At 42.7% G+C, this 15004-nt stretch carries 11 protein-coding genes and 2 pseudogenes; 12 read left to right on the top strand and 1 reads right to left on the bottom strand.

Annotated elements, in window-relative coordinates:
* Window positions 1-59 precede the first annotated feature (59 nt).
* The 6 genes and pseudogenes from adhE to ACVC9U_RS19950 form a co-directional block, all read left to right on the top strand.
* On the top strand, window positions 60-2663 hold the full coding sequence (adhE, locus tag ACVC9U_RS19975) for a bifunctional acetaldehyde-CoA/alcohol dehydrogenase (RefSeq protein WP_095325122.1): 2604 nt from the start codon (window positions 60-62) through the stop codon (window positions 2661-2663).
* 464 nt (window positions 2664-3127) lie between these two features.
* On the top strand, window positions 3128-3691 hold the full coding sequence (gene ahpC, locus ACVC9U_RS19970; RefSeq protein WP_003177913.1) for an alkyl hydroperoxide reductase subunit C: 564 nt from the start codon (window positions 3128-3130) through the stop codon (window positions 3689-3691).
* Window positions 3692-3704: 13 nt separating this feature from the next.
* Window positions 3705-5234, top strand: coding sequence for an alkyl hydroperoxide reductase subunit F (gene ahpF, locus ACVC9U_RS19965; protein WP_441391411.1), 1530 nt, complete (start codon window positions 3705-3707; stop codon window positions 5232-5234).
* A gap of 204 nt (window positions 5235-5438) precedes the next feature.
* Window positions 5439-6467, top strand: a complete 1029-nt coding sequence (locus tag ACVC9U_RS19960; protein ID WP_141234521.1) for a ParA family protein — start codon at window positions 5439-5441, stop codon at window positions 6465-6467.
* Window positions 6464-7066: a HEPN domain-containing protein gene (locus ACVC9U_RS19955; RefSeq protein WP_009330004.1), complete on the top strand. Its 603-nt coding sequence runs from the start codon at window positions 6464-6466 to the stop codon at window positions 7064-7066. The genes ACVC9U_RS19960 and ACVC9U_RS19955 overlap by 4 nt, the downstream gene beginning before the upstream one ends.
* Before the next feature lie 121 nt (window positions 7067-7187).
* Window positions 7188-7253 (top strand): annotated as a pseudogene (locus ACVC9U_RS19950) (hypothetical protein); the annotation flags it as partial.
* A 370-nt stretch (window positions 7254-7623) separates the two neighbouring features.
* On the opposite strand, the gene ACVC9U_RS19945 reads toward ACVC9U_RS19950, so the two are convergent.
* Entirely contained in the window at window positions 7624-8640 is a 1017-nt protein-coding gene (locus ACVC9U_RS19945) for a hypothetical protein (RefSeq protein WP_009330005.1), read from the bottom strand.
* A gap of 184 nt (window positions 8641-8824) precedes the next feature.
* Between ACVC9U_RS19945 and ACVC9U_RS19940 the strand changes: the two genes are divergently transcribed.
* The 6 genes and pseudogenes from ACVC9U_RS19940 to ACVC9U_RS19915 all read left to right on the top strand — a co-directional run bounded on the left by ACVC9U_RS19940 (window position 8825) and on the right by ACVC9U_RS19915 (window position 14414).
* Complete coding sequence (locus ACVC9U_RS19940) at window positions 8825-10468, top strand: DUF2075 domain-containing protein (protein ID WP_044789555.1); 1644 nt, start codon at window positions 8825-8827, stop codon at window positions 10466-10468.
* Entirely contained in the window at window positions 10465-10776 is a 312-nt protein-coding gene (locus ACVC9U_RS19935) for a nucleotide pyrophosphohydrolase (protein ID WP_073425180.1), read from the top strand. Before ACVC9U_RS19940 ends, ACVC9U_RS19935 begins: the two co-directional genes overlap by 4 nt.
* A 265-nt stretch (window positions 10777-11041) precedes the next feature.
* Window positions 11042-11944 (top strand): ABC transporter ATP-binding protein, encoded by a 903-nt coding sequence (locus ACVC9U_RS19930; protein WP_075212815.1) that lies wholly within the window; start codon window positions 11042-11044, stop codon window positions 11942-11944.
* The gene (locus ACVC9U_RS19925; protein ID WP_441391410.1) at window positions 11941-12678 is read left to right on the top strand and encodes an ABC transporter permease; all 738 of its coding nucleotides are present in this window, start codon (window positions 11941-11943) and stop codon (window positions 12676-12678) included. The genes ACVC9U_RS19930 and ACVC9U_RS19925 overlap by 4 nt, the downstream gene beginning before the upstream one ends.
* 6 nt (window positions 12679-12684) lie before the next feature.
* A pseudogene (locus ACVC9U_RS19920) lies at window positions 12685-13824 on the top strand (sensor histidine kinase).
* A complete protein-coding gene (locus tag ACVC9U_RS19915; RefSeq protein WP_016885630.1) occupies window positions 13821-14414 on the top strand; it encodes a response regulator transcription factor in 594 nt (197 codons plus the stop codon). Before ACVC9U_RS19920 ends, ACVC9U_RS19915 begins: the two are co-directional and overlap by 4 nt.
* Window positions 14415-15004 lie beyond the last annotated feature (590 nt).

The following is a 15004-nucleotide window of genomic DNA, read 5'->3' as shown; positions in this document are numbered from 1 at the left end:
ATTCATCCCTGGACATCCTGTTGTAATCAAATTCCTATTCATTCACTGGAGGGTTTACAATGGCAATCGAAGAAAAGAACATGAAACAAAAGCAAAATGCCTCAAACATGATTGATCAGCTAGTCGAAAAAGGCCTAAAGGCATTGGAAGAATTCCGCAGCTTTGATCAGGAGCAGATTGATGAGATCGTCAAACAGATGGCGCTTGCCGGCCTTGATCAGCACATGCCTCTCGCCAAACTTGCCGTCGAAGAAACGAAGCGCGGCGTTTATGAAGATAAAATCATTAAAAACATGTTTGCCACAGAGTATGTCTACCATCATATCAAATACGATAAAACAGTGGGCATCATCAATGAAAACGAACACGACGGAGTCATTGAAATCGCGGAGCCTGTCGGTGTCATCGCCGGCGTGACGCCGGTGACCAACCCTACTTCCACCACCATGTTCAAGTCCCTGATATCAATTAAAACAAGAAATCCAATCGTGTTTGCTTTCCATCCATCCGCCCAAAAATGCAGCCGCGAAGCGGCGAGAATCCTTCGGGACGCAGCCGTCAAAGCAGGAGCACCCGACAACTGCATCCAATGGATCGAGACGCCTTCTCTGGATGCAACGCAAGCCCTAATGACCCACCCGAACGTTTCCCTGATCCTCGCAACAGGAGGCGCAGGCATGGTGAAATCCGCTTACAGCTCCGGAAAACCGGCCCTTGGCGTCGGACCTGGAAACGTTCCGTGCTACATCGAGAAGTCTGCCAACCTGAAGCAAGCCGTCAATGATCTGATCTTATCCAAAACATTTGACAACGGCATGATTTGCGCATCAGAGCAGGCCGTCATCATAGACAAAGGCATCTACTCAGACGTCAAAGCCGAAATGACAAGAAACAACTGCTATTTCTTAAATAAAACCGAAAAATCAAATGTCGAAAAATTGGTCATCAATGAAAATACTTGCGCGGTAAACGCTGATATCGTCGGCATGCCAGCATTCAAAATTGCTGAAATGGCCGGTATCAAAGTGCCGCAAGATACAAAAATCCTCATCGCCGAATTAGAAGGTGTAGGTCCGGATGACCCGCTGTCCAGAGAAAAACTGAGCCCTGTTTTAGCGTGCTACAAAGTCAGCGGGCTTGAAGAAGGATTAAAACGCGCCGAAGAGATGCTGGCGTTCGGGGGAACCGGCCACTCGGCGGTGATTCATACGAACGATCAAGAAGCCGTTAAAGAATTCGGCTTAAGGATGAAGGCCGGCCGGATCATTGTCAATGCACCGTCGTCACAAGGAGCGATCGGCGACATTTACAACGCCTATATGCCTTCTTTAACGCTCGGCTGCGGCACATATGGCGGGAACTCCGTCTCGTCAAACGTAGGGGCCGTTCATTTAATCAACACGAAAAAAGTGGCGAAAAGGAATGTCAATATGCAGTGGTTTAAAGTGCCTCCAAAAATCTATTTTGAAAAACACGCAACCCAATATTTAGCGAAAATGCCTGACATCTCAAAAGCGTTTATTGTGACCGATCCGGGAATGGTGAAACTCGGATATGTAGACCGCGCCCTTCACTACTTAAGAAGGCGCCCGGATTACGTTCATTGCGAAATTTTTTCTGATGTCGAGCCTGATCCTTCAATCGAAACGGTGATGAACGGCGTCGACATGATGGCCAAATTCCAGCCGGATGTCATCATCGCCCTCGGCGGAGGTTCGGCAATGGATGCCGCAAAAGGAATGTGGATGTTCTACGAGCACCCTGATGCTGAATTCTTTGGCTTAAAGCAAAAATTTCTGGACATCCGCAAGCGCATCGTCAAATACCCGAAACTGGGAGGAAAAGCAAAATTCGTCGCAATCCCGACGACATCAGGCACAGGTTCTGAAGTCACTTCATTCTCTGTCATTACAGACAAAGAAACGAATACAAAGTACCCGCTGGCCGATTATGAATTAACACCGGATGTCGCGATCATTGACCCGCAATTTGTCATGACCGTGCCGAAACATATCACGGCCGACACAGGAATGGACGTATTGACACACGCAATTGAATCATACGTATCGTGCATGGCCAACGACTATACTGACGGCTTGGCCATGAAGGCCATCCAGCTGATCTTCGAATATCTGCCAAGAGCATACAAAAACGGCAGCGACGAGCTGGCCCGCGAAAAAGTGCATAATGCATCAACGATTGCCGGAATGGCATTTTCCAATGCCTTCCTTGGCATCAACCACAGCTTAGCCCATAAGCTTGGCGCCGAGTTTCAGATCGCTCATGGACGGGCAAACGCCATCCTTCTGCCGCACGTGATCCGCTATAATGCAGCGAAGCCGAAAAAGTTCACGGCATTTCCTAAATACAGCCACTTCATAGCCGACCAGCGCTACGCGGAGATTGCCAGAACGCTCGGCCTGCCTGCAAAAACAACTGCAGAAGGTGTTGAAAGCCTCATCCAGGAGATCATCTCGCTTGCCAAAGAGCTTAAAATTCCGATGAGCATTAAACAAAACGGCGTGGATGCCGCCGCATTCGAAAGCAAAGTAGATCTCATGGCCGAGCGCGCCTTTGAAGATCAGTGCACGACAGCCAATCCTAAGCTGCCGCTCGTTTCAGAGCTGGCTGAGATTTACCGTTCCGCGTATAAAGGAGTTTAGCCAAAAAAGCCGTCATTCCGACGGCTTTAGTTTGTTGACAAAATCCCAAAACGACTTTTAGTTTTGGGATTTTGTCATCCTTTCAGCGTGATTGAAAACCCTTGCAGTCTAGGAAGGCCGAGCATCGGAGCGCAGCGAATGTTGGAATTCGTGAGCACCGACGCGCAGGCCTGACAACGAATGCGAGGATTTGTCGACACGCTGAAGCCGTCATTCCGACGGCTTTTCTTTATTTTCAATTAGGCCTCTTTATTCTCACTTCTCTATCATTTGTGCCAATCATACTATATGAAAATGAAACTCCAACTCTTTTCTTTAGCTGAAATACTTAACAAAAAAATAAAGGTCTTTCCCCTTGACAAAAAATATTTATTATTTGATAATTTGTATATAATTATAATAATTACAGAGAAATAAAGTTTACAATTTTATTTCTCTTAAACTACATTCAGGAGGACGATATTATGTCTCTAATCGGAAAAGAAGTACAACCATTCGCAGCAAAAGCTTACAAAAACGGTGAGTTTATCGATGTTACACACGAAGATCTGAAAGGCCAATGGAGCATTTTCTGCTTCTATCCAGCGGATTTCTCATTTGTTTGCCCGACTGAGCTTGAAGACCTTCAAAACCACTACGAAGCTCTAAAAGAACTAGGTGTCGAAGTATACTCTGTTTCTACAGATACTCACTTCGTACATAAAGGATGGCATGACAGCTCTGAGAAAATCGGCAAAATCACTTACGCGATGATCGGCGACCCATCTCAAACGATCTCCCGCAACTTTGAAGTGCTGAACGAAGAAGAAGGTCTTGCTGACCGCGGAACATTCATCATCGATCCGGACGGCGTCATCCAAGCTGTTGAAATCAACGCAGGCGGTATCGGCCGTGATGCGAGCATCCTGATCAACAAAGTAAAAGCGGCTCAATACGTCCGCCAAAACCCAGGCGAAGTTTGCCCGGCTAAATGGGAAGAAGGTTCTGAAACACTGACACCAAGCCTTGACCTAGTAGGCAAAATCTAAGGAGTGCATTCAATTGGTACTTGAAGCAAATATCAAAGCACAATTAAACCAATACATGCAGATGATTGAAAATGACATCGTCCTTAAAGTCAGTGCAGGCGATGACAGTGTCTCTAAGGATATGCTGGCTCTTGTAGAAGAGCTGGCTTCCATGTCATCAAAAATCACTGTTGAAAAGGCGCAGCTCGACAGAACGCCAAGCTTCAGCGTCAATCGTGCCGGAGAAGATACAGGCGTGACATTCGCCGGGGTTCCGCTCGGTCACGAATTCACATCTTTGGTGCTGGCACTCTTGCAAGTAAGCGGCAGACCGCCGAAAGTCGATCAAAAAATCATCGATCAAATCAAGAACATCAGCGGCGAGTACCGCTTCGAATCTTATATCAGCCTCACATGCCACAACTGCCCGGATGTTGTGCAGGCATTGAACATGATGAGCGTGCTCAACCCGAACATCTCTCACACAATGATCGACGGTGCGGCATACAAGTCAGAAGTCGAAAGCAAAAACATTATGGCTGTGCCGACTGTATACTTGAACGGCGAATCCTTTGGAAGCGGCCGAATGACGCTTGAAAAAATTCTTGCGAAGATGGGCAGCGGCACAGATGCGTCTGAGCTTTCTGATAAAGAACCGTTCGATGTACTCGTTGTCGGAGGCGGGCCTGCCGGCGCCAGCGCAGCAATCTATGCGGCGCGCAAAGGCATCCGTACGGGAATCGTTGCCGAACGCTTCGGCGGCCAAGTCCTTGACACGATGAGCATCGAGAACTTCATCAGCGTGAAGCGCACCGAAGGGCCTAAGCTTGCGGCAAGCCTTGAAGAACACGTGAAGGATTATGATATCGACGTCATGAACCTGCAACGAGCAAAAGGCCTCGAGAAAAAAGACCTTTTCCATCTAGAACTCGAAAACGGCGCTGTTCTGAAGAGCAAAACCGTCATTCTTTCAACTGGCGCACGCTGGCGCAATATCGGCGTACCCGGCGAACAAGAGTTCAAAAACAAAGGTGTCGCATACTGCCCTCACTGTGACGGACCATTGTTTGAAGGCAAAGACGTAGCCGTCATCGGCGGCGGCAACTCCGGCATCGAAGCGGCGATTGACCTTGCAGGCATCGTCAACCACGTGACTGTTCTTGAGTTCGCGCCGGAGCTGAAAGCAGACGAAGTTCTGCAAAAACGTCTCTACAGCCTCCCTAACGTGACTGTTGTGAAAAACGCCCAAACAAAAGAAATCACGGGCGATGAAAACGTAAACGGCATCACTTACGTAGACCGTGAAACAGGAGAAGAAAAACACGTCGAGCTCCAAGGCGTCTTCGTCCAAATCGGTCTTGTGCCAAACACGGAATGGCTGCCTGAAACCGTCGAACGCAACCGCATCGGCGAAATCGCAGTCGACAAACGCGGAGAAACAACCATCCCTGGATTGTTCGCTGCCGGCGACTGCACAGACGGACCATATAACCAAATCATTATTTCAATGGGGTCCGGAGCGAATGCTGCGTTAGGAGCATTTGATTACCTGATTCGGAACTGATATAAAAAAGCCGTTATACCCCTATTGGTGGTATAACGGCTTTTTTTGAAGATCGAAAAATTTAACCTGTCATATCAAACATATATAGGATAATCTAACCTTGCATTTTTGAAATCCATCCAAAAATACTTCTTTTTTTACAAATTTGAGGTATAATGCAATTATAATCTTGAAATGGAGGATTGTTTTGAATGAACCAATTTCATGAATTCAAGATTATTTCCATATTCAACCATAAGAGTGGGGGTAAGTAAAACAACAACAACCTACAATATTGGTTGGAAATTGGCAGATAAAGGATATAAAGTTTTATTAGTAGACGGAGATCCTCAGTGTAATTTAACAGGCTTATTATTGAAAGATGAATTTGAAGATTACTATACAGGAGAAAATAGATTACATAATATAAAAGATGCAGTTCGTCCTGCATTTGAAGGAGCACCCCAACCTATTGAAGCCATTAACTGCTATTCTCCTTCTGAAAATCAAAATCTTTTTTTAATACCAGGGCACATGGATCTTTCGGAATATGATCCTTCCCTAAGCTTATCACTAAATAGTAATAACGCAATTACAACTCTACAAAATCTTCCCGGGGCATTTTATGAACTTATAAAACTTTGTGTCGAAAAATATTCTATTGATTATGTATTAATAGATATGAACCCTGGTTTGAGTGCTATTAATCAAACATTCTTCATTTCTTCAGACGCATTTATTATACCAACAAATCCGGATCCATTCTCCATAATGGCTTTGAAAACCATGAGTAAAATCTTACCGAGATGGAGACAATGGGCTGAAAACTCTGTGCCTTTTTTCGGTAATGCAACATATCCCCTCCCACAAAGGAGTCCAAAGTTTGCTGGTGAAATTATTCAGAGATTTAATTTACGTAATAAAAAACCGGCCGCTGCTTATAATGACAAAATTACTGAGATACAGGATTTTATTGAAAATGATTTCGTCTCTACATTAAAGTCTTATAATATGGTATATGATATTGCATCTGCCAAAGCGGCTAATTTCATTGATTCTTATTGTTTAGCTCAAATTCCTGATTTTGGTGCTTTGAATCAAAGATCTCATGAACATGGTGTCCCAATTTTCACATTAAATGATAAGCAAATGGGTACTACGGGACCGGTTAAAACCCAAATGTTAGAGAAACAGAGAGAGCTAAATATCATTTTTGAAAATTTAGTAAACGCTATAATAAAAACAGTAAAATGAATTTGGCACGTAATCAATTCAAGTTAATTATTAAAGATACACACCAAATTTCAACGGTTTATGAGCATTTTAAAGTACCAATTTTAGATGATTTATTGAGATGGCAATGGACGCAGGCTGTATCAGCTTTAGATAAATATATACATGATATAGTAAAAATTGGTTTAATCAAAACATTTAATAAGGAAATTACTCCAACAAATAGTTTTAATAATTTTTCCGTGCCTGTTTCTATTTTGGAAGATTCGTTGCTCGTTTCAAACGCTTTCGAACAGTTTGTAATCAAAAAATTGTCTTTTGTTTCCTTTCAAACTGCAGAAAAAATTAATGAAGGACTATCATTAATATGGACAGAACCACACAAATGGCAAAAGATAGCCGATAATTTAGGGTTAGAAAAGAAATACCTTACTAATAAGTTGAATCTTATTGCTCAAAGACGTAATCAAATTGTCCATCAAGGCGACTATCCTTCTTTTAATTTAGAAAAAGAAAAACTTAACACTAAAGAAACTTTAGACGTGATTAATTTTATTGACCAAATAGTTGATGTGATACATTGTGAATTAGAAAAAGAATTCATTAAAAGAAAAATGTAAATGTTAAAATAAATATTATTTTCCCCCTCGAATACCTTGCTAGGAATTTTGGTTTCTAAACATTTTTTTTCAGACAAGCCAAAAAACACACAAACAAAATAGTCAACAAACGCGACGAAAAACCATCCCTAGCTTATTCACTGCAGGCGATTGCACAGACAGCCCGTATAACCAAATCATCATTTGAATGGGATCTGGTGCGAATGCACGTTAGGAGCATTTGATTTCCTGATTCGCAACATACAAAAGCCGCTGTGCTGCTTCAATGGCAGTACGGCGGCTTTTTTCGGATCTTTAAAAACCCGAACACAGTTACGCTTCATTCGGGTCTCGATTCACGCATTACAACTCTTCGCCATTCGTCTGAATGACTTTTTTATACCATTCAAAGGAGATCACATCTGACTCCATATTCAATTATATTTTGAGAAGGATTGATAAGAGAGTTTCCCGGAACTTTCCCCCCTAAAATTCAACTGGGTGCACCGTATAAAAATGGTCCCCCGAGGAACCTCTTTTCTTTGCATCAATCACTTAGACACAGACTGATAAATTCATTACTTATAATAATTATAATCATTAAAAGTCGCGATCATATCGTTTTGCGTCCCGCTTTTTCCGCGATTCGTATTAAAGTAAAGCGTCCCGTCATCAAAATCGACAGCCTCTATTTCAAAAAGCGTGTATGCACTGCTGGTAATTCTGAAAGATAAATCGCTGCGAGTAAACAATTCCTTCGAAAAGTCCTGAATCGGGTTTGTTTTTTGCTCTTTAATCATTTCATTGATATTTAAAGGGTACGTCAATATAATGCTCACATTTGAAGCATTGCCATTGCTGTCCGGTTTTGTAAGCGGCACATACAATGTCCCCTGGTAAAAGGAAATTCCTTGCTGAATGAAATGCGAAACATCCATTGTCTGATGATTCACAACAGCTTTCGAATAGTTTAATTTAAACGTTGCTTCATAGTCGAATTTTCCGGTTGTATCATTGAATGTCCCAATAAAGAACCTTTTTCCCGATCTTACGATAAATTTATCCGTCCCAACCGAGTATGTGATACCGCCAATCGACAAATTCGAACCTTGATAATTCAGCACATATGTTTTAGCCACTTTATAAGTATTTTTCGTTGTATCGACGCTGAGCTTCACGATTTTATTGGCATACTTAGTGCCGTCAGACATCGGCGCCACATAAACGCTGACGCTTTTATCGCCCGCAGATGCTTTGACAGCCAAGTCATTGGCGTGCCCTAAATCATAGCTCGTAGTATTGGTATCCGAATTTTTAAGAAGTGCAACGGTTCTATTGCTTGCCGTACCGCTCATTTTCACAGAGAATAACTGCGTCGTGTGATTCGTGTTATTCAATTTTGCAGCGTAGATCACATTGTTATTGCGGTCGACGCACATCCCCTGCATCGCCGTGAAATACCCCGACTTAGACATGGAAACATAATCGGTATACGTATTAAAGTAGCCTGATTGCGCATATGCAGCCGTCCCCGCAAAGCTGCTGAGAGCTAAGATAACCGCTGCTATGAAAACTTTTGGTTTTTTAAACACCATGCCATCCCCCCTTAAATGATTTCCATATTATATCCTTGAAGGAATATTGCGTCAATATAAGATTGATGTCCCCCTCCTTTCTATGCAATATGCCCTCAGAAAGCTTCCTGTTTGTTAAAATTTAGATTAATTTATCATAAATATGGTACTATTATTTTAAAAAAGAGATTCAGAGGCTGAAACAATGAATGAACTTGTGTTTGAAAAGAGAGAATTTACTCAAGACCATGTGAATGTTGTAAAAGCAATGCATATAAATAACTATCCGATTGTTTATATCCTTTATAACGAGAAAAAGAAACCGACTGCATATATTGGACAAACGGTTCAAGCTGCACGGCGTTTGAAAAATCATATAGATGATGAAAAGCGAAAGAGTTTGAATCGCTTTATTTTAATCGGCCATGAGAAATTTCATCAGTCTGCGACATACAATATTGAATCAAATTTAATTAACTATTTTATCGCCGATAACCGCTACCAGCTGCAAAACGTAAGCCAGACCAGGTCTAGGGAAATGCACAATTACTATCAGAAACCCTTTTATAATGAAAATATCTTTCAAGTCATTTGGGAGAAGCTGAGAAAAGAGAAAATTGTGAACGATTCTCTTGAAAACCTTAGGAATAAAGACATTTATAAGTTATCTCCTTATAAAGAGCTCTCGCCTCAGCAGCTTGATATTAAAAATAAGATCCTTGATTTCTGTAAAGAACGTATACAAAAAGAAGGAAATCATGTCATTGTTATTGAAGGAGATGCCGGCACAGGTAAAAGTGTCCTGTTAAGCTCTCTGTTTAATACGATTCAAGATTTGGCTAAGAGTGAAGACTCTTTTTTGAAAGAAACAGATAATTACTTGCTGGTAAATCACAGCGAAATGCTGAAGACTTATAAGAGCATCGCCAACAGCTTACCGAATTTAAAGAAAAAGAGTTTCATGAAGCCGACACCATTTATTAATGAGAAGACCAAGACGGGAGCAACAGCGGATATCGTATTAGTAGATGAAGCTCACCTGCTTCTGACAAAGGAAGATTCCTATAACCATTTCCGCTACCAAAACCAGCTGGATGAAATCATTAAGCGAAGTAAAATCACTGTGGTGATCTTTGACCCAAAACAAGTCTTAAAGATTAAAAGTTATTGGAACGAAAGATTGCTCGAGGAAATCATTAATCAGTATGATGCGAAAACCGTAAAACTGACAGACCAAATGAGAATGAACGCCAATCCAGAAACAATCAAGTGGATTGACAGCTTTGTTGAAAAGAAAGTTCTTCCCTTTCCGACTGAAGACTCCTCCTTCGAGCTTAAAATATTTGAAGATGCTGCTGCGTTTAAAACAGCTATTGAACGCAAAAACAGTGAAGACGGTCTCTCCCGGATTGTCTCGACCTTTGATTATTTACATAAAAAAGATAAAAAGACTTACATCGTTGATGAAGAAGGGATTAACATGCCCTGGAACAGCACCCAAGATAAAGTGACATGGGCGGAAAATCCGAATTCTATTAAAGAAGTCGGCTCCATTTATACCGTTCAAGGGTTTGATTTAAATTACGTCGGCGTCGTTCTCGGCCCTTCCGTAAGCTATGATGAAGAAAAAGACGAACTGGTAATTGATACTTCCAAATACAAAGATACAGGGGCATTCGTGTTACGTACAGATTTGTCTCCAGAACAGAATGAACAAATTAAAGAACAAATCATCCTAAATTCAATAAATGTCCTGATGAAGCGGGGCATACAAGGCCTCTATATTTATGCGACAGATCCTAAATTAAAAAAGAGACTACTCGAGTTAGAAAGGGGAAAATGGTCATGAACGATATCCAAAGCCTGATCAACGCAATCAACGAATTCAGAGATGAACGAAACTGGAGGCAATACCATAACCCAAAAGACCTCGCCATCTCAATCTCCATCGAAGCAGCAGAGCTGCTCGAAGACTTCCAATGGATCAGCAGTGAAGAAGCACTCAAAGCCAATAAAGAAAACATCCGTGAAGAAATCGCAGATGTTTTAATCTACTCATTCATGTTATGTAACGATCTTGGATTGGACGTGAAAGAGATTGTGGAAGAGAAGATTGTGAAGAATGGGAGGAAGTATCCGGTTAATCATAATGGTTGAGACTCTCCTTTTAAGTAGAGAGAGCTTCTTTCCCAATTGAAGACCGCTCTCTCTATCTCCATGATGCGTTGATGATGATGGCGCTCTGCTCGTTTACTTACCGCAATCCCCCCACTTCATTTGCTTTTTAGCACCGTTCGCTAGCTCCCTGTTATTTTTTTAAAAAATGACATTTGTCACCCGATTTTCATGACATCACTTACTAAAATCCGCCTCCCTCAGCTTATACAATGGAATGAGTAAATCAGGAGGTGGTCTGTAAGCCATGAGCGATGTTGTGAGCTTGACGAATGTAACAAAGACATTCCGCCAAAAAACAGCGGTTGATCAGATAAATTTTTCAATTAAAAAAGGAGAAATTGTAGCCATTCTCGGGCCAAACGGCGCCGGGAAAACAACAACAATTTCAATGATATTGGGGCTGTTAAAACCGACGGCAGGCAATATCACATTATTCGGTTCCATGCCGCATGAAAAACGGGTGCGTGAAAAAATCGGCACGATGCTGCAGGAAGTCAGCGTCATGCCTGGGTTGCGTGCAGGTGAAATCATCGAACTCGTTAGGAGCTACTACCCAAAGCCTCTATCCTTTCAAAAGCTTAGAGCGTTGACAGGTTTAACAGACAAGGATTTAAAAACACAGGCGGAAAAATTGTCAGGCGGGCAAAAGCGGCGTCTCGGCTTTGCCTTGGCGCTTGCCGGTGATCCAGAACTGATGATCTTTGACGAACCCACGGTCGGCATGGATATCACTTCAAGAAACCGCTTTTGGCAAACGGTTCAAACGCTCGCAGAGCAAGGAAAAACAATCATTTTTTCTACACACTACTTACAGGAAGCAGATGATGCCGCGCAACGAATCTTGCTGTTTAAAGACGGCAGCATAGTAGCTGACGGGACGCCGCTCCAAATAAAATCAAGAATATCGAAGCATTCAGTTTCATTTATAGTCGATCCCGAACAGTCGCTTGAAAAGCTGTATCAGCACCCGGAAATCAAACAGATTTTTCGTAAAAACAACCGGGTTTACATCGACACGGCCAATACGGACAAAATATTGGAACTCATTTTCGCAGAAAAGATCGGCGCTTATGATATTCAAATTGAACGCGGAAACCTTGAAGAGGCGTTTCGCCAGCTGACAGGCAAAGGAGACGATGTAAAATGAATGTATTTCAGATGCAATGCAGAATGGAAATCAAAAGAATGCTTCGAAACCGATATTTTGTCTTTTGGTCATTGGCCATGCCGATTGCTTTTTATTATATTTTTACAAATGTCGTCAATACGAATGCTCCGAATCCTGCGGCTTGGAATGCGCATTATTTAATGTCAATGACAACATTCAGCATCATGGGCTCTTCGATCATGACGCTTGGCATCCGCATGGTTCAAGAACGGACACAAGGATGGTCGACGTTCATACGCGTAACGCCTCTTCCCGACCATATTTATTTTATCGCTCAAATGGCGGGGCAAAGCGTCATTCATATTCTTTCGATTACAGTCATCTTCTTAGCCGGCGCCTTGATTAACGGCGTTTCTTTATCCCCGTTGGAATGGTTCCTGTGCGGATTGTGGGCCCTGCTTGGCTCGCTCCCCTTCCTGGCGATTGGGACATTGATCGGGATGATGAAAAAGGTGGATACAGCAGCCGGAATCAGCAATGTGTTATATATGGGGCTCGCTGTATGCGGAGGGATGTGGATGCCGCTTGAAATTATGCCAAAAATGATGCAGAATATCGGCTATTGGCTGCCGTCCTATCATTATGGCAGCGGCGCCTGGGAAATCGCTCGAGGTCAAATGCCAAACTGGAAAAATATTCTCTTCCTATTAGCCTATTCAATCGTTATTATGCTACTATCTAAATATATAAGAAGAAAACAAGAAGCGGTGTGAACAAGAATGAAAAAAAACTTCAGCATGTTTCCGAAACGGTACGGCTTTTTTCCTTATATCTTTTTAATCTATTTACTGCTGCCCATTTCTTATTTGACAAATCAGACCTCGGGAATCAAACAGCTGATCGGTTTTGGACTCGTGCTGCTTTTCTTGGTGACGTACCGCCAGCTTTTTTTATTCCGCCGCAAAAAAAATTATTTACTTATTGGCTGGCCATCCAGCTTTCAATCATTTTAATCTACACTGTATTTTATGATATCAACTTAGTATTTTTAGGCTTTTTTTCAGCGAACTTTATCGGCTATTACCGGGAAAAAAAGACGTTCCGGTGCGGCCTTGCCAGCCTGGTTGTTGTATTGGTCGCCCCTTTTATCTATCATCTGCTGAAAGATCCATCCCTGCTTAATCGGCTCTTTTATTTTCTGCCCTTTCTTGTGATTATGCTCATTTCACCATACGGCATCCGCTCCATGAACCGCCGCATGGAACTGGAACAAAAGCTTGATGAAGCAAATCAGCATATTAAGGAACTGGTCAAGCGCGAGGAGCGTGTACGAATTGCCCGCGATCTGCACGATACACTTGGCCATACTCTTTCACTGCTCACATTAAAAAGCCAGCTTGTCCAGCGCATCATCGCCAGCGCCCCCGAACGGGCGCGAAAAGAAGCAAGAGAAATGGAAACCACATCAAGAGCAGCCTTAAAACAAGTCCGGGAACTCGTGTCTGATATGAAAACGGCAACTATTGCAGAAGAGCTCATCCACATCCAGCAAATCCTGCGGGCTGCAGACATCACATTCGAATACATGGGAGGTTCCGATTTTTCAAATATCCCTCCTGTCACACAAAACATTGTCAGCATGTGTATACGCGAAGCCGCCACAAATATCGTCAAACACAGCCGCGCCACCCATTGCACCATTTCCATCTCTCAAACAGATGATAAAATGCATTACCATCAAAGACGACGGAATGGGGATGGATCAGCAAAAAACACCATTTGGTAACGGCTTGCGCGGAATGAAGGAAAGACTTGCATTAATCGACGGCGCTCTCGACGTTTCAACCCATGACGGCACAGTTTTATGCATCGCCGTTCCAAATGTAAAGAAAGCTGAAGGAAAGGAAGCAATCCAATGATTCGTTTATTTATTGCCGAAGACCAAAGAATGCTGTTAAGCGCGCTGGGATCCTTGCTTGATCTTGAAGAAGACATGGAACAGGCGACAAACGGCGAAGAAGCGCTCACCGCCATTCTGAAGCTAGAACCGGACGTCTGCCTCATGGATATCGAAATGCCGGTCAAAAGCGGACTGGAAGTGGCCGAAGAGCTCGCAAAGCAAGGCGCAAAAACGAAAATCATCATCCTAACGACGTTTGCGCGTCCCGGCTACTTCGAACGCGCCGTCAAAAGCAATGTCCACGGCTACCTGCTCAAGGACGGGGAAATCGACGATCTCGCAGACGCCATCCGAAAATGCACGGAAGGCAAAAGAACCTTTAGTCCGGAACTTACCTTCAACGCTGTCCGCGAAACAAACCCGCTCACCGAACGCGAACAGGACATCTTGCGACTGGCATATATCGGAAAGACGACAAAAGAAATTTCTGAGGAGCTTTTCTTGTCGTCAGGGACCGTCCGGAATTATATTTCTGAGATTATGCAGAAGCTGGATGCGAAAAACCGGATGGAAGCGGCAAGGATTGCGGAGGGGAAAGGATGGATTTGAGTGGGGTCTTGAGATAAGCAGCCATCATGGTACAATGGTATTTTAGGAGCTTTGACATTGGCCTTTATAGCTTATCAACTAACTCCTTTTAACATTCACACTCCTGTTTTAAGAGGTATTTCCTTAGTCGATTAATTCACCAGAATATTCTTTTGGTTGTTCAATGTCGCTCTTTTCTCTGTATCACTCAGTGATATACCTTGTTTGATTGGAGTCCAATACTCATATGCATACTCGGTATCCCATTCAATCCATTTAGAAACTACCTTACTAAAATCTCGTACCTGTGTTGACATATCAACGGCTTATCTTTATACATACTCTTAATATGATTAAGCTCTGTCTTCTCCTCTCCTTTTCGAAATCAATACAACCATTTTCTTCAACTATTTTTATTAGTCCTTCTTGAAACGATTGACAATATTCAGCTTCTTCATTTATAAGCTTTTGATTAAAAATACTATTCAGAAATTTCTCTTTCCTATCTGTAATAATCACCGTATAACTAATCGAAAATTATTTCGCTCGGACCAACCAGGGTGCCGTCATGATCCCGGGCGAAAGACGAACGGTCCGTGACGTCAAGCACG

This window comes from Bacillus sp. GM2 (assembly GCF_056155945.1).
Note: the sequence above shows the minus strand (reverse complement) of the source record. Positions and strands in the feature narration are given on the sequence as shown.

What these genes read in the sequence shown, in the direction of transcription:
- ACVC9U_RS19915 (WP_016885630.1), top strand. Translation starts at nt 13,821, where the DNA reads ATGATTCGTTTATTTATTGCCGAAGACCAAAGAATGCTGTTAAGCGCG.
- ACVC9U_RS19955 (WP_009330004.1), top strand. Translation starts at nt 6,464, where the DNA reads ATGAATTTGGCACGTAATCAATTCAAGTTAATTATTAAAGATACACAC.
- ACVC9U_RS19945 (WP_009330005.1), bottom strand. Translation starts at nt 8,640, where the DNA reads ATGGTGTTTAAAAAACCAAAAGTTTTCATAGCAGCGGTTATCTTAGCT.
- ACVC9U_RS19960 (WP_141234521.1), top strand. Translation starts at nt 5,439, where the DNA reads ATGAATTCAAGATTATTTCCATATTCAACCATAAGAGTGGGGGTAAGT.
- ACVC9U_RS19930 (WP_075212815.1), top strand. Translation starts at nt 11,042, where the DNA reads ATGAGCGATGTTGTGAGCTTGACGAATGTAACAAAGACATTCCGCCAA.
- ahpC (WP_003177913.1), top strand. Translation starts at nt 3,128, where the DNA reads ATGTCTCTAATCGGAAAAGAAGTACAACCATTCGCAGCAAAAGCTTAC.
- ACVC9U_RS19935 (WP_073425180.1), top strand. Translation starts at nt 10,465, where the DNA reads ATGAACGATATCCAAAGCCTGATCAACGCAATCAACGAATTCAGAGAT.
- adhE (WP_095325122.1), top strand. Translation starts at nt 60, where the DNA reads ATGGCAATCGAAGAAAAGAACATGAAACAAAAGCAAAATGCCTCAAAC.
- ACVC9U_RS19925 (WP_441391410.1), top strand. Translation starts at nt 11,941, where the DNA reads ATGAATGTATTTCAGATGCAATGCAGAATGGAAATCAAAAGAATGCTT.
- ACVC9U_RS19940 (WP_044789555.1), top strand. Translation starts at nt 8,825, where the DNA reads ATGAATGAACTTGTGTTTGAAAAGAGAGAATTTACTCAAGACCATGTG.